This window comes from Actinoplanes rectilineatus, assembly GCF_000962825.1.
In the GTDB taxonomy this organism is placed as follows: domain Bacteria; phylum Actinomycetota; class Actinomycetes; order Mycobacteriales; family Micromonosporaceae; genus Actinoplanes; species Actinoplanes rectilineatus.
Window position 1 is genome coordinate 26,359 of sequence record NZ_JZKF01000043.1, and the last position, 25,146, is coordinate 51,504.

The 25,146-nt window shown below is 66.8% G+C and carries 29 protein-coding genes; all 29 read left to right on the forward strand.

The genetic code is table 11. From position 1 onward, the window contains the following. The first annotated feature begins 93 nt into the window (after positions 1 to 93). The 29 genes from rplA (at position 94) to rpsH (ending at position 25,139) form a co-directional block, all read left to right on the forward strand. Positions 94 to 810 carry a 50S ribosomal protein L1 gene (gene rplA / locus WH85_RS28015; protein WP_045745022.1) on the forward strand — a complete coding sequence of 239 codons (717 nt, stop codon included), beginning with the start codon at positions 94 to 96 and terminating at the stop codon, positions 808 to 810. A 71-nt stretch (positions 811 to 881) separates the two neighbouring features. After that, on the forward strand, positions 882 to 1,631 hold the full coding sequence (locus WH85_RS28020) for an ABC transporter ATP-binding protein (protein ID WP_045745023.1): 750 nt from the start codon (positions 882 to 884) through the stop codon (positions 1,629 to 1,631). Further along, positions 1,628 to 2,326, forward strand: a complete 699-nt coding sequence (locus WH85_RS28025) for a hypothetical protein (RefSeq protein ID WP_045745024.1) — start codon at positions 1,628 to 1,630, stop codon at positions 2,324 to 2,326. Before WH85_RS28020 ends, WH85_RS28025 begins: the two co-directional genes overlap by 4 nt. A gap of 326 nt (positions 2,327 to 2,652) precedes the next feature. After that, on the forward strand, positions 2,653 to 3,198 hold the full coding sequence (rplJ, locus tag WH85_RS28030) for a 50S ribosomal protein L10 (protein WP_045745025.1): 546 nt from the start codon (positions 2,653 to 2,655) through the stop codon (positions 3,196 to 3,198). A 55-nt stretch (positions 3,199 to 3,253) separates the two neighbouring features. Next, positions 3,254 to 3,637, forward strand: coding sequence for a 50S ribosomal protein L7/L12 (gene rplL, locus WH85_RS28035; protein ID WP_045745026.1), 384 nt, complete (start codon positions 3,254 to 3,256; stop codon positions 3,635 to 3,637). 595 nt (positions 3,638 to 4,232) lie between these two features. Next, entirely contained in the window at positions 4,233 to 7,673 is a 3,441-nt protein-coding gene (gene rpoB / locus WH85_RS28040; RefSeq protein WP_045745027.1) for a DNA-directed RNA polymerase subunit beta, read from the forward strand. Between the two features lie 91 nt (positions 7,674 to 7,764). Then, positions 7,765 to 11,655 (forward strand): DNA-directed RNA polymerase subunit beta', encoded by a 3,891-nt coding sequence (locus tag WH85_RS28045; protein WP_045745028.1) that lies wholly within the window; start codon positions 7,765 to 7,767, stop codon positions 11,653 to 11,655. Between the two features lie 89 nt (positions 11,656 to 11,744). Further along, on the forward strand, positions 11,745 to 12,086 hold the full coding sequence (locus WH85_RS28050; protein ID WP_045745070.1) for a hypothetical protein: 342 nt from the start codon (positions 11,745 to 11,747) through the stop codon (positions 12,084 to 12,086). A 57-nt stretch (positions 12,087 to 12,143) separates the two neighbouring features. Next, positions 12,144 to 12,653, forward strand: coding sequence for a hypothetical protein (locus tag WH85_RS28055; RefSeq protein WP_157411252.1), 510 nt, complete (start codon positions 12,144 to 12,146; stop codon positions 12,651 to 12,653). 420 nt (positions 12,654 to 13,073) lie between these two features. Next, positions 13,074 to 13,448 carry a 30S ribosomal protein S12 gene (rpsL, locus tag WH85_RS28060; protein ID WP_014440718.1) on the forward strand — a complete coding sequence of 125 codons (375 nt, stop codon included), beginning with the start codon at positions 13,074 to 13,076 and terminating at the stop codon, positions 13,446 to 13,448. A 1-nt stretch (position 13,449) separates the two neighbouring features. Next, complete coding sequence (gene rpsG / locus WH85_RS28065; RefSeq protein WP_045745030.1) at positions 13,450 to 13,920, forward strand: 30S ribosomal protein S7; 471 nt, start codon at positions 13,450 to 13,452, stop codon at positions 13,918 to 13,920. 84 nt (positions 13,921 to 14,004) lie between these two features. Further along, complete coding sequence (fusA, locus tag WH85_RS28070; RefSeq protein WP_045745071.1) at positions 14,005 to 16,101, forward strand: elongation factor G; 2,097 nt, start codon at positions 14,005 to 14,007, stop codon at positions 16,099 to 16,101. A gap of 131 nt (positions 16,102 to 16,232) precedes the next feature. Continuing rightward, complete coding sequence (gene tuf / locus WH85_RS28075) at positions 16,233 to 17,426, forward strand: elongation factor Tu (RefSeq protein ID WP_045745031.1); 1,194 nt, start codon at positions 16,233 to 16,235, stop codon at positions 17,424 to 17,426. 367 nt (positions 17,427 to 17,793) lie between these two features. Next, positions 17,794 to 18,102 (forward strand): 30S ribosomal protein S10, encoded by a 309-nt coding sequence (gene rpsJ / locus WH85_RS28080; protein ID WP_007073037.1) that lies wholly within the window; start codon positions 17,794 to 17,796, stop codon positions 18,100 to 18,102. Positions 18,103 to 18,114: 12 nt separating this feature from the next. Further along, complete coding sequence (gene rplC / locus WH85_RS28085) at positions 18,115 to 18,768, forward strand: 50S ribosomal protein L3 (RefSeq protein ID WP_045745032.1); 654 nt, start codon at positions 18,115 to 18,117, stop codon at positions 18,766 to 18,768. Next, positions 18,765 to 19,412, forward strand: coding sequence for a 50S ribosomal protein L4 (gene rplD, locus WH85_RS28090; RefSeq protein ID WP_045745033.1), 648 nt, complete (start codon positions 18,765 to 18,767; stop codon positions 19,410 to 19,412). The genes rplC and rplD overlap by 4 nt, the downstream gene beginning before the upstream one ends. Further along, positions 19,409 to 19,711, forward strand: a complete 303-nt coding sequence (gene rplW, locus WH85_RS28095) for a 50S ribosomal protein L23 (protein WP_045745034.1) — start codon at positions 19,409 to 19,411, stop codon at positions 19,709 to 19,711. The genes rplD and rplW overlap by 4 nt, the downstream gene beginning before the upstream one ends. 14 nt (positions 19,712 to 19,725) lie before the next feature. Further along, complete coding sequence (gene rplB / locus WH85_RS28100) at positions 19,726 to 20,565, forward strand: 50S ribosomal protein L2 (protein ID WP_045745035.1); 840 nt, start codon at positions 19,726 to 19,728, stop codon at positions 20,563 to 20,565. Positions 20,566 to 20,578: 13 nt separating this feature from the next. Beyond that, positions 20,579 to 20,860, forward strand: coding sequence for a 30S ribosomal protein S19 (gene rpsS / locus WH85_RS28105; protein ID WP_045745036.1), 282 nt, complete (start codon positions 20,579 to 20,581; stop codon positions 20,858 to 20,860). Between the two features lie 37 nt (positions 20,861 to 20,897). Next, on the forward strand, positions 20,898 to 21,356 hold the full coding sequence (gene rplV, locus WH85_RS28110) for a 50S ribosomal protein L22 (RefSeq protein WP_045745037.1): 459 nt from the start codon (positions 20,898 to 20,900) through the stop codon (positions 21,354 to 21,356). After that, on the forward strand, positions 21,356 to 22,186 hold the full coding sequence (rpsC, locus tag WH85_RS28115; protein ID WP_045745038.1) for a 30S ribosomal protein S3: 831 nt from the start codon (positions 21,356 to 21,358) through the stop codon (positions 22,184 to 22,186). Before rplV ends, rpsC begins: the two co-directional genes overlap by 1 nt. Positions 22,187 to 22,189: 3 nt before the next feature. Next, positions 22,190 to 22,615: a 50S ribosomal protein L16 gene (gene rplP, locus WH85_RS28120; RefSeq protein WP_014440729.1), complete on the forward strand. Its 426-nt coding sequence runs from the start codon at positions 22,190 to 22,192 to the stop codon at positions 22,613 to 22,615. Then, entirely contained in the window at positions 22,615 to 22,848 is a 234-nt protein-coding gene (gene rpmC, locus WH85_RS28125) for a 50S ribosomal protein L29 (protein ID WP_045745039.1), read from the forward strand. Before rplP ends, rpmC begins: the two co-directional genes overlap by 1 nt. Then, positions 22,845 to 23,117, forward strand: coding sequence for a 30S ribosomal protein S17 (gene rpsQ / locus WH85_RS28130; protein ID WP_045745040.1), 273 nt, complete (start codon positions 22,845 to 22,847; stop codon positions 23,115 to 23,117). The genes rpmC and rpsQ overlap by 4 nt, the downstream gene beginning before the upstream one ends. A gap of 95 nt (positions 23,118 to 23,212) precedes the next feature. Further along, positions 23,213 to 23,581: a 50S ribosomal protein L14 gene (rplN, locus tag WH85_RS28135; protein WP_015619002.1), complete on the forward strand. Its 369-nt coding sequence runs from the start codon at positions 23,213 to 23,215 to the stop codon at positions 23,579 to 23,581. Further along, on the forward strand, positions 23,578 to 23,898 hold the full coding sequence (gene rplX, locus WH85_RS28140; RefSeq protein WP_157411253.1) for a 50S ribosomal protein L24: 321 nt from the start codon (positions 23,578 to 23,580) through the stop codon (positions 23,896 to 23,898). Before rplN ends, rplX begins: the two co-directional genes overlap by 4 nt. After that, entirely contained in the window at positions 23,898 to 24,467 is a 570-nt protein-coding gene (gene rplE / locus WH85_RS28145; RefSeq protein ID WP_045745042.1) for a 50S ribosomal protein L5, read from the forward strand. Before rplX ends, rplE begins: the two co-directional genes overlap by 1 nt. Before the next feature lie 2 nt (positions 24,468 to 24,469). Next, positions 24,470 to 24,655, forward strand: coding sequence for a type Z 30S ribosomal protein S14 (locus tag WH85_RS28150; RefSeq protein WP_014440734.1), 186 nt, complete (start codon positions 24,470 to 24,472; stop codon positions 24,653 to 24,655). Between the two features lie 76 nt (positions 24,656 to 24,731). After that, complete coding sequence (gene rpsH / locus WH85_RS28155) at positions 24,732 to 25,139, forward strand: 30S ribosomal protein S8 (RefSeq protein ID WP_045745043.1); 408 nt, start codon at positions 24,732 to 24,734, stop codon at positions 25,137 to 25,139. The last annotated feature ends 7 nt before the right edge of the window (positions 25,140 to 25,146 follow it).

The window sequence follows — 25,146 nt, forward strand, 5'->3', positions numbered from 1 at the left end:
CCGGGCCGCCAGTCTGATCGCCGGATCCCCGGCGATGTCAGTGGGAGGGGCCGCGTCAAGCCGGTCCCGCCAGCAACCACAGGAGTAAGTCACATGGCACAGCGCAGCAAGGCCTACCGTCAGGCCGCCGAGAAGATCGACGCCACGAAGCTCTACGAGCCGGCTGAGGCGATCAAGCTCGCGAAGGAGACGAACCCGACCAAGTTCGACGCTACCGTCGAGGTCGCGATGCGTCTGGGCGTCGACCCGCGTAAGGCCGACCAGATGGTCCGCGGCACCGTCAACCTGCCGCACGGCACCGGTAAGACCGCCCGCGTCATCGTGTTCGCCCAGGGTGCGAAGGCTGAGGAGGCCGTCGCGGCCGGCGCCGACGAGGTCGGCACCGACGAGCTCGTCGCCCGGATCCAGGGTGGCTGGCTGGACTTCGACGCCGCGATCGCGACGCCGGACCAGATGGCCAAGATCGGCCGGATCGCCCGGATCCTCGGCCCGCGTGGCCTCATGCCGAACCCGAAGACCGGCACCGTGACCATGGACGTCACGAAGGCCATCAACGAGATCAAGGGCGGCAAGATCACCTTCCGGGTGGACAAGCACTCCAACCTGCACCTGATCATCGGCAAGGCGTCCTTCTCGCCCGAGCAGCTGGTGGACAACTACGCCGCCGTGCTCGAGGAGATCCTGCGGGCGAAGCCGTCCGCAGCCAAGGGCAAGTACCTCAAGAAGGTCACCGTCGCCACCACGATGGGCCCCGGCGTGCAGGTCGACCCGAACGCGCAGAAGAACCTGCGCAGCGACAGCGAGGCCTGAGCGCCTCACGCACCATGAGACGAGCCTCCGGGGGACACCCCGGGGGCTTTTTTCATGGCAGGCTACCGGCCGTGCGTTTCGAGGGAATCTGGTTCCGCTATGCCCGCCGCGCCGACTGGACGCTGCGCGGAGTCGAGGCGACCGTCGAGCCCGGCCGGACGGTCGTGGTGCTCGGCCACAACGGCGCCGGCAAGTCCACGCTGCTGCAGCTGGCCGTCGGTGTCCTGCACCCGGGCCGGGGCGTGATCCGGGATCGTCCGCGGGTGGTCGGCTGGGTGCCCGAGCGTTTTCCGGCAGCCCAGCCGTTCACCACGGTCGACTATCTGCGGTCGATGTCCGCGGTCCGGGGTCTTCCGGTGACCGCCGCCGACCCGTGGATCGAGCGGCTGGGGCTCGGTGAGCACGTGGACACCCCGCTCGCCGACCTCTCCAAGGGCACCGCGCAGAAGGTCGGTCTGGCGCAGGCTCTGCTCGCCCCGCCGGGTCTGCTGGTCCTGGACGAGCCCTGGGAGGGCCTGGACGCCGCTTCCCGCACGCTCGTGCCACAGATCGTCGCCGAGGTGACCGGGGCCGGGGGAGTGGTCCTGGTGAGTGATCACCGCGGTGAGGTCGCCGGCCTGCCCGGCGCGATCCACTGGACGGTCCGGGACGGTGAACTGCACCGGGACGCCACGGACGATCCCGGCGGGGGAGAGGACGACGTGGTGGTGGAGGTCGCCGTCGCCCGGCGCGAGGCCGACGAGGCGGTGGTCCGGCTGCGTGCCTCCGGTCACCGCGTTCTGGGGGTACGCGAGAAGCACACGCCCGTGGAGGACCGATGATCGCGCTCACCCGGATGCGGGTCACCGGTTTCGTGAGGTCCGGCCGTGCGCTGCCGCCCCTGATCGCGGTACTGGCGGTGCTGTCCCTCCTCTACGGGGGCGGCGCCTCGTCCGCCTCCTCGGCGTACGGGTATTCGGCCGTGATGCTCTTCCCGATCCTGGCCTGGCTGGTGAAGCTGGTCCTGGACACCGAGCCCGACGTCCAGCGCCGGCTGGCCCGGTTGACGGTCGGCCCGGTCCGGGAGGCCGCCGCCGGTCTGCTGGCCGCGGCCCTGCTCGCCGGCGGGGTCTGTCTGCTCGCGATGGTGGCGCCGTGGCCGTTCCGGGGCATCCGCGGGCCGCTGGCGGGTTCCACCGAGCCGCCGGTCCTCACCGGGGTGCTGCTCGGCGTGCTGGCGCACCTGCTGGCCCTGCTCGGAGCGCTGGCACTCGGGGCGCTGACCGCCCGGGTGGTGACCCGCCGGGTGCTGCCCGGCGTGGTGGTGCTGGTCACCGGTTCGGTGCTGGCGATCGTGTTGGGTCTGCGCGGTTCGGTCGTCCCGTGGCTGGTCCCGCCGGTGATGTCCACCGCCCGTGCACTGGGCGCGGAGTCCGCACCGGACGCCGGGACCCTGGCCGGCCTGGTCGTTCACACGCTCCTGTGGTGTGCGGTGGCCTTCGCGATCTACGGCCGCCTGCGTCGTGGACGGTCCTGATCAGGCGAGCTGGGCCTCAGTGTGCGGGGCTGGCGAACTACCTGGGTGCGCCGCGGGACGACCCCGATTTGGTGTGGGCGGCCGGTGCGCGTACCCTCATGTCTTGAAGTTCCACCCATAGACCGCTGGTCGCCGCAGCAGCCGTCATCACGACGGAGGCCGCGGCCGAAGGTTCCGCAAGAGCGGGCGACCTGCGCAGGGCGAACGGTTCGTGATTGTGCGGCCACCTCGCGTGTGCCATCTGTCGCCCCGTGCCCCTGCGCCGGGGCGTTTTGCTTTGTGCGGACCCTCTCGACCAGTGGCTGTAGCACTGAGAGAGGAGGGACATGGCGGACAAGCCGGTCCGGGCCGACAAGGCTTCGGCTGTTGACGAGCTTACGCAGAGCTTCCGTGGCTCCGCGGCCACCGTGTTGACCGAATACCGCGGTCTCACCGTGAAGGAGCTCACCGAGCTTCGTCGCTCGCTGGGCAGCGAGGCCAAGTACCAGGTCGCCAAGAACACGCTCGCGAAGCGTGCGGCGACCGATGCTGGCATCGAGGGCCTCGACGCGCTGTTCACCGGTCCTACCGCGCTCGCCTTCGTGAACGGCGATGTGGTCGAGGCGGCCAAGGGCCTTCGTGCCTTCGCCAAGGCCCACCCCGTTCTCGTCATCAAGGGCGGCGTCTTCGAGGGCAAGGCTCTCACGGCTGACGATGTCAACAAGCTTGCTGACCTCGAGTCCCGTGAGGTGCTGCTGGCCAAGCTGGCCGGCGCCATGAAGGCCAACCTGAGCAAGGCTGCCGCTACGTTCCAGGCGCCGCTGTCGCAGGCAGTGCGCACCGTGGACGCTCTGCGGGCCGAGCGCGAGAAGGACGGTTCCGCGGAGGCCTGAGCCCTCGCGTGACCTGTTAAACGTTCAAAGTAAGCACTTAGGAAAGGTTGCCGACATGGCGAAGCTCAGCACCGACGAGCTGCTCGACGCGTTCAAGGAAATGACCCTCATCGAGCTCTCCGAGTTCGTGAAGCAGTTCGAGGACGTCTTCGACGTCAAGGCTGCCGCTCCGGTTGCCATCGCGGCCGCCGGTGGCGCTGCTGCTCCGGCCGAGGCCGAGGCGGAGAAGGACTCCTTCGACGTTGTTCTCGAGAGCGACGGCGGCAAGAAGATCCAGGTCATCAAGGTCGTGCGTGAGCTGACCGGCCTGGGCCTCAAGGAGGCCAAGGACACCGTCGAGAGCGCGCCGAAGGCGATCCTCGAGGGCGTCAACAAGGAGAAGGCCGAGGCCGCCAAGGCCAAGCTCGAGGGCGAAGGCGCCAAGGTCACCCTCAAGTGATCTAACGCTCCACAGAGCTGTTCGTCGATGGCGGGGATCCGTAACGGGTCTCCGCCATCGTCGTTGTCATCAGTGTCTCCGCAGGTCAGCAATCGCTGAAACGGCCGCCACTCGAACGGGCGGCAAAGGCTGTCAAAGCACGCGTTTCATGCGTTAAGGTCCCTTTGGTGCGGCGGGTGGACAACCGCGGGGGTCCGACCCGCGTCTCAGCCCTTGACTGAGTGTCGGCGGGCAGGCACGCTGACATCAGCAAGTTTCCGCGCTTGCGACAGCCGGGCTGTGGGTAATCGGGCTTCCACCGATCCCGTGGCCGGCACCCGAGGAGAGTTGCCGCGTTTCTTGAGCGGCCCCGCCATCGGCGTTGACCATGGATGCGCAGGTCAGCGTGGCGGGGACACGTTCCGCAGGCCTTCTTCGGATGTGGGCTGGACAGCGGTTAGCCGAGCGGCTACACTGCTAGTTTGCGCTGCCTTCTGTCTTGATGCCTGTCGGGATATCCATGTGGATAATTTCCGGGGGCTCATTGGAGTGCACGCAGACCAGTTGCATCAGCAACTCAGCCGCATAGCAGCACCGGTCCTCGGAAGGACGCATCTTGGCAGCTTCCCGCCCTGCGAAGACCAGCCGTACGTCGAGCGCTTACGCACCCCGCCGGGTCTCTTTCGGCCGGATCACCGAGCAGCTAGAGGTCCCCAACCTCCTCGCCCTCCAGACGGACTCCTTCGACTGGCTGGTCGGCAACGAGGCTTGGCAGGCCCGGACGACGGACGACCCGCACGCCCACTCGGGCCTCGCAGAGATCCTCGAAGAGATCAGTCCCATTGAGGACTTCTCCGGCACCATGTCGCTGTCCTTCTCGGCTCCCCGATTCGACGAGGTCAAGGCCTCTATCGAGGAGTGCAAGGAGAAGGACCTGACCTACTGTGCCCCGCTGTTCGTGACCGCGGAGTTCACCAACAACACCACTGGCGAGATCAAGAGCCAGACCGTGTTCATGGGTGACTTCCCGATGATGACCCCCAAGGGGACGTTCGTCATCAACGGCACCGAGCGGGTCGTGGTGAGTCAGCTCGTCCGTTCGCCGGGCGTGTACTTCACCAAGGAGCCGGACAAGACCTCCGACCGCGACCTCACCAGCGTCAAGGTCATCCCGAGCCGGGGTGCCTGGCTGGAGTTCGACATCGACAAGCGCGACACGGTGGGTGTCCGCATCGACCGCAAGCGCCGGCAGGCCGTCACCGTCCTGCTCAAGGCCGTCGGTTGGTCGGCGGACCGCATCCGTGAGCGGTTCGGGTGGTCCGAGCTGCTCATGACGACGCTGGAGAAGGACCACATCGCCGGGCAGGACGAGGCTCTGCTCGACATCTACCGCAAGCTGCGTCCCGGCGAGCCCCCGACCCGGGAGAACGCGCAGACCCTGCTCGACAACCTCTTCTTCAACCCGAAGCGGTATGACGTCGCCAAGGTCGGCCGGTACAAGTTCAACAAGAAGCTCGAGATCGACGTCCCGATCGTCCGGGGCACCCTCTCCGAGGAAGACATCGTCAAGACCGTGGACTACCTCTGCCGGCTGCACGCCGGTGAGGAAGGCTACGAGGCCGACGACATCGACCACTTCGGCAACCGGCGTCTGCGCACGGTCGGCGAGCTCATCCAGAACCAGGTTCGCGTCGGCCTCTCCCGCATGGAGCGCGTCGTCCGCGAGCGTATGACCACGCAGGACGTCGAGGCGATCACGCCGCAGACCCTGATCAACATCCGCCCCGTGGTGGCTGCGATCAAGGAGTTCTTCGGTACGTCGCAGCTGTCGCAGTTCATGGACCAGACCAACCCGCTTGCGGGTCTGACCCACCGTCGCCGTCTGTCGGCGCTCGGCCCGGGTGGTCTGTCCCGTGAGCGGGCCGGCTTCGAGGTCCGTGACGTGCACCCGTCCCACTACGGCCGGATGTGCCCGATCGAGACCCCCGAGGGACCGAACATCGGTCTGATCGGCGCGCTCTCCACGTTCGCGCGGGTCAACCCGTTCGGTTTCATCGAGACGCCGTACCGCAAGGTCGAGGCCGGTGTCGTCACCGACGAGGTGCACTACCTCACGGCCGACGAGGAAGACCGCTTCATCAAGGCGCAGGCGAACGCCGTGCTGTCCAGCGACAACACCTTCGCGCAGGACCGCGTTCTGGTCCGTCGTAAGGGTGGTGAGGTCGACTACGTGCCCGGCACGGAGGTCGACTACATGGACGTGTCGCCGCGGCAGATGACCTCGGTCGCCACCGCGATGATCCCGTTCCTCGAGCACGACGACGCCAACCGCGCCCTCATGGGTGCGAACATGCAGCGCCAGGCGGTGCCGCTGGTCAAGGCCGAGTCCCCGCTCGTCGGCACCGGTATGGAGTACCGCGCTGCTGTCGACGCCGGTGACGTGGTCGTCGCCGAGGTCGGTGGCGTGGTCGAGGACCTGTGCGCCGACTACGTGACGGTGCACCAGGACGACGGCCACCGCCGGACCTACCTGCTGCACAAGTTCCGTCGCAGCAACGCCGGCTCCTGCGTCAACCAGAAGCCCGTCGTCTTCGAAGGCGACCGGGTCGAGGCCGGCCAGGTCATCGCCGACGGTCCCTGCACCGACGAGGGCGAGATGGCCCTCGGGCGCAACCTGCTCGTCGCGTTCATGTGCTGGGAAGGCCACAACTACGAGGACGCGATCATCCTGTCGCAGCGCCTCGTGCAGCAGGACGTCCTCACCTCGATCCACATCGAGGAGCACGAGGTCGACGCCCGCGACACCAAGCTGGGCCCGGAAGAGATCACCCGCGACATCCCGAACGTCAGCGAGGAGATGCTCGCCGACCTCGACGAGCGCGGCATCATCCGGATCGGCGCCGAGGTCGTGCCGGGCGACATCCTGGTCGGCAAGGTCACGCCCAAGGGCGAGACCGAGCTGACCCCGGAGGAGCGGCTGCTGCGCGCGATCTTCGGTGAGAAGGCCCGGGAGGTCCGGGACACCTCGCTGAAGGTTCCGCACGGCGAGACCGGCACCGTCATCGGTGTCCGTACGTTCTCCCGCGAGGACGGCGACGAGCTTCCCCCTGGCGTCAACGAGCTGGTCCGCGTCTACGTGGCTCAGAAGCGGAAGATCCAGGACGGTGACAAGCTCGCCGGCCGGCACGGCAACAAGGGCGTCATCTCCAAGATCCTGCCGGTCGAGGACATGCCGTTCCTGGAGGACGGCACCCCGGTCGACATCGTGCTCAACCCGCTGGGTGTGCCCTCGCGTATGAACATCGGCCAGGTTCTGGAGACCCACCTCGGGTGGATCGCCAAGACCGGTTGGTCGATCGAGGGCGAGGACGAGGAGTGGAAGCGTCAGCTCCGCGCCATCGAGGCTCACGAGTCCCCCGCTGACAGCAACGTCGCGACCCCGGTCTTCGACGGTGCCCAGGAGGAGGAGATCAAGGGTCTGCTCGAGTCGACGCTGGTGAACCGGGACGGCAAGCGCCTGGTCAACGGCGACGGCAAGGCGCAGCTGTTCGACGGTCGCTCCGGTGAGCCGCTGCCGGACCCGATCTCGGTCGGCTACGTCTACATCCTCAAGCTGAACCACCTGGTCGACGACAAGATCCACGCTCGGTCGACCGGCCCCTACTCCATGATCACGCAGCAGCCGCTGGGTGGTAAGGCGCAGTTCGGTGGCCAGCGGTTCGGCGAGATGGAGTGCTGGGCCATGCAGGCCTACGGGGCCGCTTACGCCCTGCAGGAACTGCTCACCATCAAGTCCGACGACGTCCTGGGCCGAGTGAAGGTCTACGAGGCCATCGTCAAGGGCGAGAACATCCCGGAGCCGGGAATCCCGGAGTCGTTCAAGGTGCTTCTCAAGGAGCTCCAGTCGCTGTGCCTGAACGTCGAGGTGCTCTCCAGCGACGGTGTTGCCCTGGAGATGCGTGAGACCGACGACGAGGTCTTCCGGGCCGCGGAGGAACTCGGCATCGACCTGTCGCGCCGCCCGAACGAGGGCGTCAGCAGCGTCGAAGAGATCTGACGGAAGCGGCCCCGGGACTTCGCGAGGAGCCCGGGGCCGCACCCGCCGGCCTTGAATTCACCCGAGCAACGAAACACGAGGGATAGTCCAAGTGCTCGACGTCAACTTCTTCGACGAGTTGCGCATCGGCCTTGCTACCGCTGACGACATCCGGCAGTGGTCGCACGGCGAGGTCAAGAAGCCCGAGACGATCAACTACCGCACCCTCAAGCCCGAGAAGGACGGACTCTTCTGCGAGAAGATCTTCGGTCCGCAGCGGGACTGGGAGTGCTACTGCGGTAAGTACAAGCGCGTCCGCTTCAAGGGCATCATCTGTGAGCGGTGCGGCGTCGAAGTGACCCGCTCGAAGGTCCGGCGTGAGCGCATGGGCCACATCGAGCTGGCCGCGTCGGTCACGCACATCTGGTACTTCAAGGGCGTTCCGAGCCGGCTGGGTTACCTGCTGGACCTCGCGCCCAAGGACCTCGAGAAGATCATTTACTTCGCCTCGTACGTGATCACGAGCGTTGACGCCGAGGCGCGTCACCGCGACATGTCCACGATCGAGAACGAGATCTTCGCCGAGAAGCGCCAGTCCGAGAACGGCCGCGACTCCGAGATCGAGAAGCGGGCCGCCAAGCTGGAGCAGGACCTGGCCGAACTCGAGGCCGAGGGTGCCAAGGCCGACGTGCGCCGCAAGGTCAAGGAAGCCGGCGAGCGCGAGATGCGCCAGATCCGGGACAAGGCCCAGCGCGAGATCGACCGGCTCGACGAGGTGCTCGACACCTTCCGCAAGCTGGACTCCAAGCAGCTGGTCACCGACGAGCTGCTCTACCGCGAGCTGCGCGACCGCTTCGGTGAGTACTTCACCGGTGGCATGGGCGCCGAGGCCATCAAGGCCCTGCTGCAGAACATGGACCTGGACGCCGAGGCGGACAACCTTCGGGAGATCATCCGCAGCGGCAAGGGCCAGCGGAAGATCCGGGCGCTCAAGCGGCTGAAGGTCGTCGCGGCGTTCCTGAACACCCGCAACTCGCCGCTCGGCATGGTCCTGGACTGCGTCCCGGTCATCCCGCCGGACCTGCGCCCGATGGTGCAGCTCGACGGTGGCCGCTTCGCGACGTCCGACCTGAACGACCTGTACCGCCGGGTCATCAACCGGAACAACCGCCTCAAGCGTCTCATCGACCTCGGTGCTCCCGAGATCATCGTGAACAACGAGAAGCGGATGCTGCAGGAGGCCGTCGACGCGCTGTTCGACAACGGCCGCCGCGGCCGGCCGGTGACCGGTCCGGGTAACCGCCCGCTGAAGTCGCTGTCCGACATGCTCAAGGGCAAGCAGGGCCGGTTCCGTCAGAACCTGCTCGGCAAGCGCGTGGACTACTCCGGTCGTTCCGTCATCGTCGTCGGCCCCCGGCTCAAGCTGCACCAGTGCGGCCTGCCGAAGCAGATGGCGCTGGAGCTGTTCAAGCCGTTCGTGATGAAGCGCCTGGTGGACCTCAACCACGCGCAGAACATCAAGTCGGCCAAGCGGATGGTCGAGCGTCAGCGCCCGGTCGTGTGGGACGTCCTCGAAGAGGTCATCTCCGAGCACCCGGTTCTGCTGAACCGTGCACCGACCCTGCACCGCCTCGGCATCCAGGCCTTCGAGCCCCAGCTGGTCGAGGGCAAGGCCATCCAGATCCACCCGCTCGTGTGTACGGCGTTCAACGCCGACTTCGACGGTGACCAGATGGCGGTCCACGTGCCGCTGTCGGCCGAGGCGCAGGCCGAGGCCCGGATCCTGATGCTGTCGTCGAACAACATCCTCAAGCCGGCCGACGGCAAGCCGGTCACCATGCCCACCCAGGACATGGTCATCGGTCTGTACTACCTGACCCACCTCACGGCCGGTGCCAAGGGTGAGGGACGGGTGTTCAGCTCGGACGCCGAGGCTCGGATGGCCTTCGACAACGGTGAGCTGCACCTGCAGGCGAAGGTCAAGATCCGCCTGCGGGACGTCATCGGTGTCGACAACGGCGCCAAGAGCGAGAAGTGGGACGCTCCGGAGGAGTGGACCGAGGGCGAGCCGCTGCTCGTCGAGACCACCCTCGGCCGGGTGATCTTCAACGAGACGCTGCCCCCGGGCTACCGCTTCGTGAACTACGAGATCCGCAAGGGTCAGCTGTCGGCGATCGTCAACGACCTCGCCGAGCGCTTCCCCAAGGTCGCGCTGGCCGCGACCCTGGACGCGCTCAAGGAGGCCGGCTTCCACTGGGCCACCTGGTCCGGTGTGACGATCGGTATGGGCGACGTCATCGGTCCCCCGCGCAAGCCGGAGATCCTGGCCCGCTACCAGGTCGAGGCCGACCGCATCGACAAGCAGTACCAGCGTGGTCTGATGACCGCCGAGGAACGTCGCGGCGAGCTCATCGAGATCTGGACCAAGGCGACGAACGAGATCTCCAAGGAGATGGAGACCGCGCTGCCGCAGGAGAACCCGCTCTGGGTCATGATCAACTCCGGCGCTCGCGGTAACCTCCTCCAGCTCCGGCAGATCGCCGCGATCCGTGGTCTGGTGGCCAACCCCAAGGGTGAGATCATCCCGCGGCCGATCACCTCCTCGTACCGCGAGGGTCTGACCGTGCTGGAGTACTTCATCTCCACGCACGGTGCCCGTAAGGGCCTGGCGGACACCGCCCTGCGTACCGCCGACTCGGGTTACCTGACCCGTCGTCTGGTGGACGTCTCGCAGGACGTCATCATCCGCGAGGAGGACTGCGGCACCGAGCGCGCGATCCCGATGCAGGTCGGCGAGCGCGAGGCGGACGGCACCCTGGTCGTGCACGTGCACGCCGAGACCGGTGTGCACGCCCGGACCCTGGCCGACAACATCGACGACGCCGCGGGCAACCGTGTGGTGTCGCGTGGTGACGACCTCAACTCGATCCTGGTCGACAAGCTGGTCGCCGCGGGTGTCGAGAACGTCCGGGTGCGCAGCGTCCTGACCTGTGAGTCGAAGCTCGGCGTGTGTGCGGCCTGCTACGGCCGTTCGCTGCCGACCGGCAAGTCGGTCGACATCGGTGAGGCGGTCGGCATCATCGCCGCCCAGTCCATCGGTGAGCCCGGCACGCAGCTGACCATGCGTACCTTCCACACCGGCGGTGTCGCGGGTGAGGACATCACCCAGGGTCTGCCGCGTGTCCAGGAGATCTTCGAGGCCCGCGTGCCGAAGGGTAAGGCGCCCATCGCCGACACCCCCGGTCGCATCCGCATCGAGGACGGCGAGCGCTCTCGCAAGATCATCGTGATCCCGGACGACGGCAGCGAGGAGATCGTCTACGACAAGATCTCCAAGCGAGTGAAGCTCCGGGCCCACGACGGCGACCACGTCGCGGTCGGCGAGAAGCTCACCGAGGGCACCATCGACCCGCACGAGCTGCTGCGCATCATGGGTCCGCGCGCGGTCCAGGTCCACCTGACCAGTGAGGTCCAGGAGGTCTACCGCTCGCAGGGTGTGCTGATCCACGACAAGCACATCGAGATCATCATCCGCCAGATGCTCAAGCGGGTGACGGTCATCGACTCGGGTGCCGCGGAGTTCCTCCCCGGGATCCTGGTCGACCGGGCGCTCTTCGAGTCCGAGAACCGCCGGATCGTCGGCGAGGGTGGTGAGCCCGCCGCCGGTCGCCCGGTCCTGATGGGTATCACCAAGGCCTCGCTGGCGACCGACTCGTGGCTCTCGGCGGCCTCCTTCCAGGAGACCACCCGGGTGCTCACCGACGCTGCGATCAACTCGCGCAGCGACTCGCTGGTGGGCCTCAAGGAGAACGTCATCATCGGTAAGCTCATCCCGGCCGGTACCGGTATCTCCAAGTACCGCAACATCCGGGTGGAGCCGACCGAGGAGGCCAAGGCGAAGGTGTACTCGATGACCGGGTACCCGGAGACCGACTACGGCTTCGGGCCGGCCAGCGGGCAGGCTGTGCCGCTGGACGACTTCGACTTCGGGTCGTACCGCTAAGGGTTTCTCTGCGAAGGGCGGTCGCGCGTTTGCGCGGCCGCCCTTCGGCGTTCCCGGGTTCCTAAGATGGGTGGGTGACCCTGCCCGTGATGCCCGTCGTGCCCACCCGCCATCCGAGGGACCCGGATCCGGTGCCCTCGACGAAAGCGCGGGCCGTCTTCGCCCTCGGTCTGGTGGGATTGCTGACCGGACCGTTCGTCGGTGGGGTGATCCCGGCCACCATCGCGCTGCTGCTGGCCCGGCAGGCGTCGCGGCAGGCCTATGCCGCCGGCGGCTTCCTGACCGGTGGTGTGTGGTTGCGGGTGGGCCGGCGTCTGGCCTGGGCCGGCATCATTCTGGCGCTGACCGCGTTGGTGATCGCCTCGATCGCGGGGCTGCTGCATCTGGCCACCGTGCCCGGGGGACAGGACTTCGCACCCGGCACCGACTGACCCGAGGGCGGACCGGGTGGGCTGCGCCGCGGCTCGTACGGGTGACATGCTTTCGATATGACGCAGCACCCGGGAACCGCCTATCCACCGCAGCAGCCGGGTTCGCCGCCGTACTACGGACCTCCCCAGCAGTACGCTCCCGCGCCCCCTCCGCCGCCCTCGGCGGGCTGGGAGCTCGAGCGGGTGGACCCGGTGGCCGGGACCGGGTTCGGGCTGGCCCAGCTGCGTGTCGTGCCGATCACGTCGGGTCTGGCGACCGGCTCGTTGATCGCCGGCATCGCCTCGATCCTGGTGTCGTTCCTGGTGGCCTGTTTCGGTCTGGCTGGCGCCTCCGAGGGCTGGGGTGGGTGGGTGGCCGGAGCGTTCACGCTGTTGGCCGTGCTGGCCTGTGCCGGGGCGGTGGCGGCCGGCGCGATCGCGTTGCGGCAGATCCGCCGCTCCGGTGGTCCGGGCCGGGTGCGCTTCACCGGACGGGCCCTCGCTCTCTCCGGGATCTGGTGCGCAGCGATCGGCGGAGGAATAGCCTTGCTCGCGTTGACGCTGTCCCTGCTGATGCAGTTGGCGTGAGCCGAACCGGGGTGTCAGCGCCGGATCCGGCACCGCGGCGTTGTCACGAAGGGGCACCCGGTACACTGGTATACGGAGATGTCCATCGTGGGAGCCTGAAGTCATTTTGACCTGGGTGCCTGGGGTGGGTACTCTTTCCCCTCGTGCCCGGGCTCGCCCGGGCAACTCGTGCGTGCGCCCGAATCGGAAGCTACGGCGGGTTAAGCACCACGACGGGCAGGGTTCATCACGAATGCCTGCCCCGACAAAGACAAGACCCGGTGCGCGTGAGGTTTTCGCGCGTGGCGGGACCGTGAGCCGGACGACACGCCCGACCGCGGGTGTCGGAGGTTCCTCGTCGAGGAGCCCCTGGCACACAGAGGCAGAAATACACGGTGCGGCCGTACAACAGGAAGCGGCCGAAGGGAGCGGAGAAACCCGGTGCCCACGATCCAGCAGCTGGTCCGCAAGGGCCGCCAGGCGAAGACGAGCAAGACGAAGACGCCGGCGCTGAAGGGAAGCCCTCAGCGGCGCGGCGTGTGCACTCGTGTGTACACCACTACCCCCAAGAAGCCGAACTCGGCACTGCGCAAGGTGGCTCGCGTAAAGCTGAGCAGCCAGATCGAGGTCACGGCTTACATCCCGGGCGTCGGCCACAACCTCCAGGAGCACTCGATCGTGCTCGTGCGTGGCGGTCGTGTGAAGGACCTCCCGGGTGTCCGCTACAAGATCGTCCGCGGTTCGCTGGACACCCAGGGTGTCCGCAACCGCAAGCAGGCCCGCAGCCGTTACGGCGCGAAGAAGGAGAAGAGCTGATATGCCGCGTAAGGGACCCGCTCCGCGCCACCCTGTGGTCGCAGACCCGGTGTACAACTCCCCGCTGGTGACTCAGCTGGTCAACAAGATCCTGGTCGCCGGCAAGCGTCAGCTCGCCGAGCGCATCGTGTACGGCGCCCTCGAGGGTGCGCGCGAGAAGAGTGGCACCGACCCGGTGGTCATCCTCAAGCGCGCGATGGACAACGTCAAGCCGACCCTCGAGGTCCGCAGCCGCCGTGTCGGTGGCGCGACCTACCAGGTTCCGGTTGAGGTCCGCACCCCGCGTCAGACCACTCTCGGTCTGCGCTGGCTGGTCCAGTACTCCAAGGCCCGCCGCGAGAAGACCATGATCGAGCGCCTCCAGAACGAGCTGCTCGACGCCAGCAACGGTCTCGGCGCCGCTGTCAAGCGTCGCGAGGACACCCACAAGATGGCGGAGTCCAACAAGGCCTTCGCGCACTACCGCTGGTAAGACCCTGCTGAGGCCCGGCACACCGCCGGGCCGTGGCAGTCGTACCGGTCCACGAGACGACGACGAAGAAAAGTAGGGATGGAAGTGGCCGCCGCAGACGCGCTCGCCAAGGTTCGCAACATCGGCATCATGGCGCACATCGACGCTGGTAAGACCACGACGACTGAGCGCATCCTGTTCTACACCGGCATCACGTACAAGATCGGTGAGGTCCACGAGGGCGCTGCCGTCATGGACTGGATGGAGCAGGAGCAGGAACGCGGAATCACCATCACCTCCGCCGCCACCAAGTGCGAGTGGAAGGGTCACACGATCCAGATCATCGACACGCCCGGCCACGTCGACTTCACGGTCGAGGTCGAGCGGTCGCTGCGTGTGCTCGACGGTGCTGTCGCGGTGTATGACGGTGTTGCCGGCGTCGAGCCGCAGACCGAGAACGTGTGGCGTCAGGCGGACAAGTACGACGTCCCCCGGATGTGCTTCGTCAACAAGCTCGACCGGACCGGTGCCGACTTCTTCCGCTGCGTGCAGATGATGATCGACCGGCTCAACGCCACCCCGCTCGTCCTGCAGATCCCGATCGGGCTCGAGAGCGACCACATCGGTGTCGTCGACCTGATCGAGATGCGTGCCCTCACCTGGCGTGGTGAGACCCAGAAGGGTGAGGACTACGCGGTCGAGGAGATCCCCGCGGATCTCGCCGAGCAGGCCGCCGAGTGGCGCGAGAAGCTGCTCGAGACCCTGGCCGACGTCGACGACGCGGTGATGGAGAAGTACCTCGAGGGCGAGGAGCTGTCGGTCGAGGAGATCCGGGCCGCCATCCGGCGCGCCACGATCGCCAGCAAGGCCAACCCGGTGCTCTGCGGCTCGGCGTTCAAGAACAAGGGTGTGCAGCCGATGCTGGACGCCGTTGTCGAGTTCCTGCCGTCGCCGCTGGACATCCCGGCCATCGAGGGCACCGCGACGGACGGCGAGACGCCGCTGCTGCGCAAGCCGTCGAACGACGAGCCCTTCTCGGCGCTGGCCTTCAAGATCCAGACCGACAAGCACCTCGGCAAGCTGACGTACGTCCGGGTCTACTCCGGCACGCTCGAGACCGGTACCCAGGTGGTCAACTCCACCAAGGACCGCAAGGAGCGGATCGGCAAGATCTACCAGATGCACGCGAACAAGCGTGAGGAGCGCGCCACCGCGCAGGCCGGCGACATCATCGCCGTCCAGGGTCTGAAGCAGACCACCACCGGTGACACGCTCTGCGACCCGGCGAAGCCGGTCATCCTCGAGTCGATGACCTTCCCGGAGCCGGTCATCCAGGTCGCCATCGAGCCGAAGACCAAGTCCGACCAGGAGAAGCTGGGCACCGCGATCCAGCGCCTCGCCGAGGAGGACCCGACCTTCCGGGTCTTCAACGACGAGGAGACCGGTCAGACCATCATCGCCGGCATGGGCGAGCTCCACCTCGACATCCTCGTCGACCGCATGCGTCGCGAGTTCAACGTCGAGGCGAACATCGGCAAGCCGCAGGTGGCGTACCGCGAGACGATCCGCGGCACCGTGGAGAAGCACACGTACGTCCACAAGAAGCAGACCGGTGGCTCGGGCCAGTACGCGAAGGTCGTCGTCAACGTGGAGCCGCTGCCGCTCGACGCCGACGGCCCCACGTACGAGTTCGTGAACGCGGTGACCGGTGGCCGTATCCCCAAGGAGTTCATCCCCTCGGTGGACGCGGGTGCGCAGGACTCCCTGCAGTACGGCGTCCTCGCCGGCTACCCGCTGGTCGGCGTGAAGTTTACGCTGGTCGACGGTCAGTACCACGAGGTCGACTCCTCCGAGATGGCCTTCAAGGTCGCCGGCTCCATGGCGATGAAGGAAGTGGCCCGCAAGGCCGACCCGGCTCTCCTCGAGCCGATGATGGCCGTTGAGGTCACCACCCCTGAGGACAACATGGGTGACGTCATCGGCGACCTCAACTCCCGGCGTGGCATGATCCAGTCGATGGAGGAGCGCCACGGCGCCCGCGTCGTCAAGGCTCTGGTGCCCCTCTCGGAGATGTTCGGCTACGTCGGCGACCTGCGGTCGAAGACTGCCGGCCGGGCTAGCTACAGCATGCTGTTCGACTCCTACGCCGAGGTTCCCGCGAACGTGGCGAAGGAGATCATCGCTAAAGCAACAGGTGCCTGACATCTGTGCTTGACCGATGAGGCACGTGCGGCCTGTCGAGGGCCGCACGTGCACTAGCAGTCGACAGAGTCCTGAGCGCCTTATCCGGCGTGCCGGGCGAAAAGTAATGATCAGTCCACAGGAGGACACCAGTGGCGAAGGCGAAGTTCGAGCGGACTAAGCCGCACGTCAACATCGGCACCATTGGTCACATCGACCACGGTAAGACGACGCTGACTGCGGCCATCACGAAGGTCCTGCACGACGAGTACCCGGACCTGAACCCCTACACGCCGTTCGACGAGATCGACAAGGCGCCGGAGGAGAAGGCCCGCGGTATCACGATCTCGATCGCGCACGTCGAGTACCAGACCGCGACGCGTCACTACGCGCACGTGGACTGCCCCGGCCACGCCGACTACATCAAGAACATGATCACCGGTGCCGCGCAGATGGACGGCGCGATCCTGGTGGTTGCCGCGACCGACGGCCCGATGCCGCAGACCAAGGAGCACGTGCTCCTGGCCCGCCAGGTCGGCGTTCCGTACATCGTCGTCGCCCTGAACAAGAGCGACATGGTCGAGGACGAGGAGCTCCTGGAGCTCGTCGAGCTCGAGGTCCGCGAGCTGCTCAGCACCTACGAGTTCCCGGGCGACGACCTTCCGGTCGTCCGCGTCTCGGCGCTCAAGGCGCTCGAGGGCGACCCCGAGTGGACCGGCAAGCTCCTCGAGCTGATGAACGCGGTCGACACCGCGATCCCGCAGCCCGAGCGTGAGACCGAGAAGCCGTTCCTCATGCCGATCGAGGACGTCTTCACGATCACCGGTCGTGGCACCGTGGTGACCGGTCGCGCCGAGCGTGGCATCCTCAAGCCGAACGAGGAGGTCGAGATCGTGGGCATCCGCGAGAAGTCGACCAAGACCGTTTGCACCGGCATCGAGATGTTCCGCAAGCTGCTCGACGAGGCCCGCGCGGGTGAGAACGTCGGTCTGCTGCTCCGCGGCATCAAGCGCGAGGACGTCGAGCGCGGCATGGTCGTCGTGAAGCCCGGCACCAGCACCCCGCACACGGAGTTCGAGGGCCAGGTCTACATCCTCTCCAAGGAGGAGGGTGGCCGGCACACCCCGTTCTTCCAGAACTACCGGCCGCAGTTCTACTTCCGCACCACGGACGTCACCGGCGTCGTCACGCTGCCCGAGGGCACCGAGATGGTCATGCCCGGCGACTCCACCTCCATGTCCGTGAAGCTGATCCAGCCGATCGCCATGGAGCAGGGCCTGAAGTTCGCGATCCGTGAGGGTGGCCGCACCGTCGGCGCCGGAACGGTCACGAAGATCAACAAGTGATGTGAGGGTTGTTCGCGGTCGATTCGGCCGTCGGCAACCCCCATCGGTGACCCCGATTAGCATTGCCAGAGAACATCGGGCATACTAGTCAGGTTGCGTCCGCGCGGGGTGGGTAGCTGGCTCGTTCAGGTACCCACCCTCGCCGGGTGTCCGGGTGTGATCCATTTTTGCCGCCCGACATCCCTGATCCCCGCGATCAATCCGCTTCGGGAGACTGAAGCGGTGCTCAGAGTGCCCAGCATTCTGTGACAAGGCGCGACACGCCCGACCGCGGGGGTCGGACAACGCAGGATCAACGGTCCTGCGGGCTGCGGAGGCCACCCGCTTTCGCACGTAGCGGCATCGAGAGAAGGAAACAGAAGCCACCATGGCGGGACAGAAGATCCGCATCCGGCTCAAGGCCTATGACCACGAGGTCGTCGACTCCTCGGCGCGGAAGATCGTTGAGACGGTGACGCGTACGGGGGCGCAGGTCGCGGGCCCGGTGCCGCTGCCCACGGAGATCAACCGTTTCTGCGTGATCCGTTCGCCGCACAAGTACAAGGACTCGCGCGAGCACTTCGAGATGCGCACGCACAAGCGACTGATCGACATCATCGACCCGACTCCGAAGACGGTCGACTCGCTTATGCGCCTCGACCTTCCGGCTGGCGTCGACATCGAGATCAAGCTGTAGGGATCCAGACAAATGGACAGGCAAGTTAAGGGGATCCTGGGCGCCAAGCTCGGCATGACCCAGGTCTGGGACAACAACAAGGTCGTCCCGGTAACCGTGGTGCAGGCCGGCCCGTGCGTCGTGACCCAGGTCCGCACCGATGAGAAGGACGGCTACGCCGCAGTCCAGCTCGCTTACGGCTCGATTGACCCCCGCAAGGTCAGCAAGCCGAAGAACGGGCACTTCGCGAAGGCGGGCGTTTCGCCCCGTCGGCACGTCGTTGAGCTGCGCACCGTCGACGCGAGCGAGTACGAGCTCGGCCAGGAAGTCACCGTGGACGCGTTCCCGGTCGGTGCGCCGATCGACGTCACCGGCAAGACCAAGGGCAAGGGCTACGCCGGCGTCATGAAGCGTCACGGCTTCCACGGCCTGCGCGCCAGCCACGGTGTCGAGCGCAAGCACCGCTCGCCCGGCTCGATCGGCGCCTGCGCGACCCCCGGTCGCGTCTTCAAGGGTGTCCGGATGGCCGGCCGTATGGGTGGCAACCGCTTCACCGTGCAGAACCTGACGATCCAGGCGGTCGACACCGAGCGCAACCTGATCCTGGTCCGCGGCGCGGTGCCCGGCCCCAAGGGTGGGCTCATCCTGGTCCGTACCGCGGCGAAGAAGAAGGGCGGTGCCAAGTGAGCTCGGTTGACGTGATCAACGCCGAGGGCGCCAAGACCGGCTCCGTCGAGCTTCCCGCCAGCGTCTTCGACGTCCAGGCGAACATCCCGCTGATGCACCAGGTCGTCGTGGCGCAGCTCGCCGCGGCCCGCCAGGGCACGCACAAGGCGAAGTCGCGCGGCGAGGTCGCCGGCGGCGGCAAGAAGCCTTACAAGCAGAAGGGCACCGGTCGCGCCCGCCAGGGCTCGATCCGCGCGCCGCAGTTCACCGGCGGTGGCGTCGTGCACGGTCCCGTGCCGCGCGACTACAGCCAGCGGACCCCCAAGAAGATGAAGGCCGCCGCTCTGCGTGGCGCCCTCTCGGACCGGGCCCGTGACGGCCGCCTGCACGTGGTCGAGTCGTTCGTCACCGGCGAGAAGCCGTCGACGAAGGCCGCGATCGCGACGCTGCGCAAGGTCGCACAGACCACCAAGGTCCTCGTCGTGCTGGACAGCCAGGACGAGCTGAACTGGGTGTCGCTGCGCAACGAGCCGACGGTGCACCTCATCGAGTCCGGCCAGCTGAACACGTACGACGTGCTGGTCGCCGACGAGATCGTCTTCACCAAGGTCGCGCTCGACGAGTTCCTGGGCGGCTCCGAGAAGTCCGAGGAGGGCGACAAGTGAGCACGATCGCCGACCCGCGCGACGTCATCGTCGCTCCGGTGGTCTCCGAGAAGAGCTACAGCCTGCTCGACGCGAACTGGTACTCGTTCCAGGTTCACCCGGACGCGAACAAGACGCAGATCAAGATCGCTATTCAGCAGATCTTCAACGTCCGCGTGCTGACCGTGAACACCGCGAACCGCGAGGGCAAGCGCAAGCGCACCAAGACCGGTTGGGGTCAGCGCAAGGCAACCAAGCGCGCGATGGTCAAGCTGGCTGACGGTGACCGTATCGAGGCCTTCGGCGGCCCGGTCAGCTAAGGGGTTTGTGAATCATGGGAATCCGTAAGTACAAGCCGACCACGCCGGGCCGTCGCGGCTCCAGCGTCGCCGACTTCGCCGAGATCACCCGGTCGACGCCGGAGAAGTCTCTGCTGGTTCCGCTGCCCAAAAAGGGTGGTCGCAACGTCCACGGCCGCATCACCACGCGGCACCAGGGCGGTGGCCACAAGCGGCAGTACCGGCTCATCGACTTCAAGCGCAACGACAAGGACGGCGTGCCGGCCAAGGTCGCTCACATCGAGTACGACCCCAACCGCACGTCCCGCATCGCGCTGCTGCACTACCTCGACGGCGAGAAGCGCTACATCCTCGCCCCGAAGGACCTGAAGCAGGGCGACCGCGTCGAGTCGGGCGTGGGCGCGGACATCAAGCCGGGCAACAACCTGCCCCTGCGCAACATCCCGGTCGGTACGACGATCCACGGTGTGGAGCTTCGTCCCGGCGGCGGCGCCAAGCTGGCCCGTTCGGCCGGCGTCGGCATCCAGCTGCTCGGCCGTGAGGGCGCGTACGCCACGCTGCGTATGCCCTCCGGTGAGATCCGTCGCGTCGACATCCGCTGCCGGGCGACCGTCGGCGAGATCGGCAACGCCGAGCAGTCGAACATCAACTGGGGTAAGGCCGGCCGTATGCGGTGGAAGGGCAAGCGCCCGACCGTCCGTGGTGTCGCCATGAACCCCGTCGACCACCCGCACGGCGGTGGTGAGGGTAAGACCTCCGGTGGTCGCCACCCGGTCAACCCGGCTGGTAAGCCGGAGGGCCGTACCCGCCGCAAGGGCCAGGAGAGCGACAAGCTGATCGTTCGCCGCCGCTACGCAACCCGCAAGCGCGGGTAACGGGAGTTAAAAGATGCCTCGCAGCCTGAAGAAGGGCCCGTTCATCGACGACCACCTCCTCAAGAAGGTGGAAGTCCAGAACGAGAAGAACTCGAAGAACGTCATCAAGACGTGGTCGCGCCGCTCGACGATCATCCCCGACATGCTCGGGCACACGATCGCCGTGCACGACGGCCGCAAGCACGTCCCGGTGTTCGTCACTGAGGCGATGGTCGGGCACAAGCTCGGCGAGTTCGCTCTGACCCGCACGTTCAAGGGTCACGAGAAGGACGACCGCAAGAGCCGTCGGCGCTAAGCAGATACACGGATCAGAGGATTTAGGAGCTACAGCGATGCCAGTTAAGGGCGACGCTCCGGTGCTTCCGGGCGCGCGGGCGATTGCGCGACACGTGCGCATCTCGCCGAACAAGGCGCGCCGGGTGGTCAACCTCGTCCGCGGTCTGCCCGCGAAGGAGGCGCTCACCGTTCTGCAGTTCGCACCGCAGGCCGCCAGCGAGCAGGTCTACAAGGTGCTCGCCAGCGCCATCGCGAACGCGGAGAACAACGAGCGGCTCGACCCCGACGCACTCCTCGTGAGTGAGGCGTTCGTCGACGAGGGCCCCACGCTGAAGCGTTTCCGTCCGCGGGCCCAGGGCCGCGCGTACCGGATCCGCAAGCGCACCAGTCACATCACCATTGCGGTCGAGGCGGTCCAGGTGGCCCGCCCGGCGAAGAAGACCGCGGCTAAGAAGGCGTCCAAGCCGGCTGAGCCGCAGGCTGCCGAGTCCCAGAGCACGGAGGGTGCCGAGTAATGGGTCAGAAGGTTCACCCCACCGGGTTCCGTCTCGGCATCTCCACCGACTGGCGGAGCCGCTGGTTCGCGGACAAGCTCTACAAGGACTACATCGGCGAGGACGTCAAGATCCGCCGCATGATGTCCAAGGGCCTCGAGCGCGCCGGCATCTCCAAGGTGGACATCGAGCGGACCCGTGACCGGGTTCGTGTCGACATCCACACCGCCCGGCCGGGCATCGTCATCGGCCGTAAGGGCCAGGAGGCCGACCGGATCCGCGGCGAGCTCGAGAAGCTCACCGGCAAGCAGGTCCAGCTGAACATCCTCGAGGTCAAGAGCCCCGAGTCGGATGCGCAGCTGGTGGCCCAGGGCGTCGCCGAGCAGTTGTCCTCCCGGGTCAGCTTCCGCCGGGCGATGCGTAAGGCCATGCAGTCCGCCATGAAGAACCCGATCTGCAAGGGCATCCGGGTTCAGGTCTCCGGCCGCCTCGGTGGCGCGGAGATGAGCCGCACGGAGTTCTACCGTGAGGGTCGCGTTCCGCTGCACACGCTGCGGGCCAACATCGAGTACGGCTTCTTCGAGGCCCGTACCACGTTCGGCCGCATCGGCGTGAAGGTCTGGATCTACAAGGGCGACGCCGTTCCGGGTCGCGAGGTCGTCACCGAGGCTCCCGCGCGTCCGCGCCGGGACCGCGGCGACCGTCCCGAGCGCCCGCGTCGTGGCCGTTCCGGTTCGTCCGGCACGACCGCCGGCGGGACCGAGGCCGGCCGCGCTGCTCAGCAGGCCGCGGCGACCGCAGACAACACCGCCGCTGCTCCGGCTGCGGCTGAAACGCAGCAGGAGGGCTGACCCGTGCTGATGCCCCGTAAGCCCCCGAAGGGCTTCCGGAAGCCGCACCACCCGGACCGCAGCGGCGCGTCCAAGGGCGGCAACCGAGTGGTCTTCGGCGAGTTCGGTATCCAGGCTCTGGAGCCGGCGTACGTGACGAACCGGCAGATCGAGTCGGCGCGTATCGCGATGACCCGTCACATCAAGCGTGGCGGCAAGGTCTGGATCTCGATCTTCCCGGACCAGGCCCTTACCAAGAAGCCTGCCGAGACCCGCATGGGTTCCGGTAAGGGTTCTCCCGAGTGGTGGGTGGCGAACGTCAAGCCGGGACGCATTCTCTTCGAGATGTCGTTCCCGAACGAGACGGTCGCGCGTGAGGCGATGCGCCGCGCGATCCACAAGCTCCCGATGAAGTGCCGCATCGTGACGCGCGAAGTGGGTGAAAGCTGATGGCAGCGGGCGTTAAGGCATCCGAGCTGCGCGAGTCCTCCGAAGAGGAGCTGATCGCGAAGCTGCGGGAGGCCAAGGCGGAGCTGTTCAACCTTCGTGTGCAGCGCGCGACCGGGCAGCTCGACAATCACCGTCGACTGCAGGTCGTCCGCAAGGACATCGCGAAGATCTACACGATCATGCGTGAGCGCGAGCTGGGGCTCTCGGTCGCGCCGGATGAGGTGACGGCATGAGCGAGAACGCTACTGAGCCGCGCGCCCAGCGCAAAGTGCGTGAGGGTCTCGTGGTCAGCGACAAGATGGACAAGACCGTCGTGGTCGAGGTCGAGGACCGCGTGAAGCACGCGCTGTACGGCAAGGTCATCCGCCGTACCCGCAAGCTGAAGGTGCACGACGAGCAGAACGCGGCGGGCATCGGCGACCGGGTTCTCCTGATGGAGACCCGTCCGCTCTCCGCCACCAAGCGGTGGCGGATCGTGGAGATCCTCGAAAAGGCCAAGTGAGTACGCTGGGCCGGTTACGGCCGGCCCAGCGGCCCACAGCGTTCCGCCAAGCTTCGGGCAAGGACCCGGAGAACTGGCAGACATAGGAGACAGACGTGATCCAGCAGGAGTCGCGACTGCGCGTCGCCGACAACACGGGTGCCCGGGAGATCCTGTGCATCCGGGTGCTCGGTGGCTCCGGTCGCCGTTACGCGAGCATCGGCGACGTCATCGTGGCCACGGTCAAGGACGCCATCCCCGGCGCTGGTGTGAAGAAGGGTGACGTCGTCAAGGCTGTCATCGTCCGCACCGCGAAGGAGAAGCGGCGTCCGGACGGCTCGTACATCCGCTTCGACGAGAACGCCGCCGTCATCATCAAGGACGGCGGGGACCCCCGCGGCACCCGCATCTTCGGCCCGGTCGGGCGCGAGCTGCGCGACAAGCGGTTCATGAAGATCATCAGCCTGGCGCCGGAGGTGCTCTGACCGTGAAGATCAAGAAGGGCGACACGGTCGTCGTCATCGCCGGCAAGGACAAGGGTGCCAAGGGCAAGGTCATTGCGGCCTTCCCGCGGCAGGACAAGGTCCTGGTCGAGGGCGTCAACCGGATCAAGAAGCACGAACGCATCCGCACCACCCAGCGTGGTTCGAAGACCGGTGGCATCGTCACCCAGGAAGCCCCCGTCCACATCTCGAACGTGCAGGTGCTGGACGACCAGGGCAAGCCGACGCGGATCGGCTACCGGATCGACGAGAGCGGCAACAAGGTCCGTATCGCGCGTACGACCGGTAAGGAACTCTGATGACTGCGGCTACCGAGACCAAGACGCTGCCGCGCCTCAAGGAGAAGTACCGCTCCGAGGTTGCGTCGGCCATCAACGAGCAGTTCAAGTACGACAACCCCATGCGTATCCCCGGCCTGGTCAAGGTCGTCGTGAACATGGGTGTCGGCGAGGCTGCCCGGGACGCCAAGCTGATCGACGGTGCGGTCCGTGACCTGACCACGATCACCGGTCAGAAGCCGCTGGTGCGGCGGGCGACCAAGTCGATCGCGCAGTTCAAGCTGCGTGAGGGCATGCCGATCGGCGCGAAGGTCACCCTTCGTGGCGACCGGATGTGGGAGTTCCTGGACCGGCTGCTGTCGATCGCCCTGCCGCGTATCCGTGACTTCCGTGGTCTGGACGGGCGCAAGCTGGACGGCCACGGCAACTACACCTTCGGCCTGACCGAGCAGTCGGTGTTCCACGAGATCGACCAGGACAAGATCGATCGTCCTCGGGGCATGGACATCACGGTGGTCACGACCGCCACGACTGACGACGAGGGCCGGGCGCTGCTCAAGCTCCTGGGCTTCCCGTTCAAGGAGAACTGAGCATGGCTAAGAAGGCGCTGATCATCAAGGCGGCCGCGAAGCCGAAGTTCGCCGTGCGTGCTTACACCCGCTGCCAGAAGTGCGGTCGTCCGCACTCGGTCTACCGCAAGTTCGGCCTCTGCCGGGTTTGCGTCCGGGACATGGCCCACCGCGGTGAGCTCCCCGGCGTGTCCAAGGCCTCCTGGTAACCGACTTAGTAATACCGCTTCGCCGTAGGCCTGGGGCCAACCCGGGAACCCCGGCGAGAAAGGTTGACGAATACCCATGACGATGACGGACCCGATCGCAGACATGCTCACGCGTCTGCGTAACGCCAACCAGGCGTACCACGACAAGGTGACGATGCCCTACTCGAAGATCAAGGCGAACATCGCCGAGGTCCTCAAGGCCGAGGGTTACATCGCCTCGTGGGCGGCTGAGGAGCCCGAGGAGGGCGCTGTCGGCAAGCGTCTGGTCGTTGAGCTCAAGTACGGCCAGAACCGTGAGCGCAGCCTCGCCGGCATCAAGCGCGTCTCGAAGCCTGGCCTGCGGGTTTACGCCAAGTCCGACGAGCTGCCCCGCGTGCTCGGTGGTCTCGGTGTCGCGATCATTTCGACGTCCCAGGGACTGCTGACCGACAAGCAGGCCCGCAAGCGGAGCGTTGGCGGGGAAGTCCTCGCCTTCGTCTGGTAACTGGAGA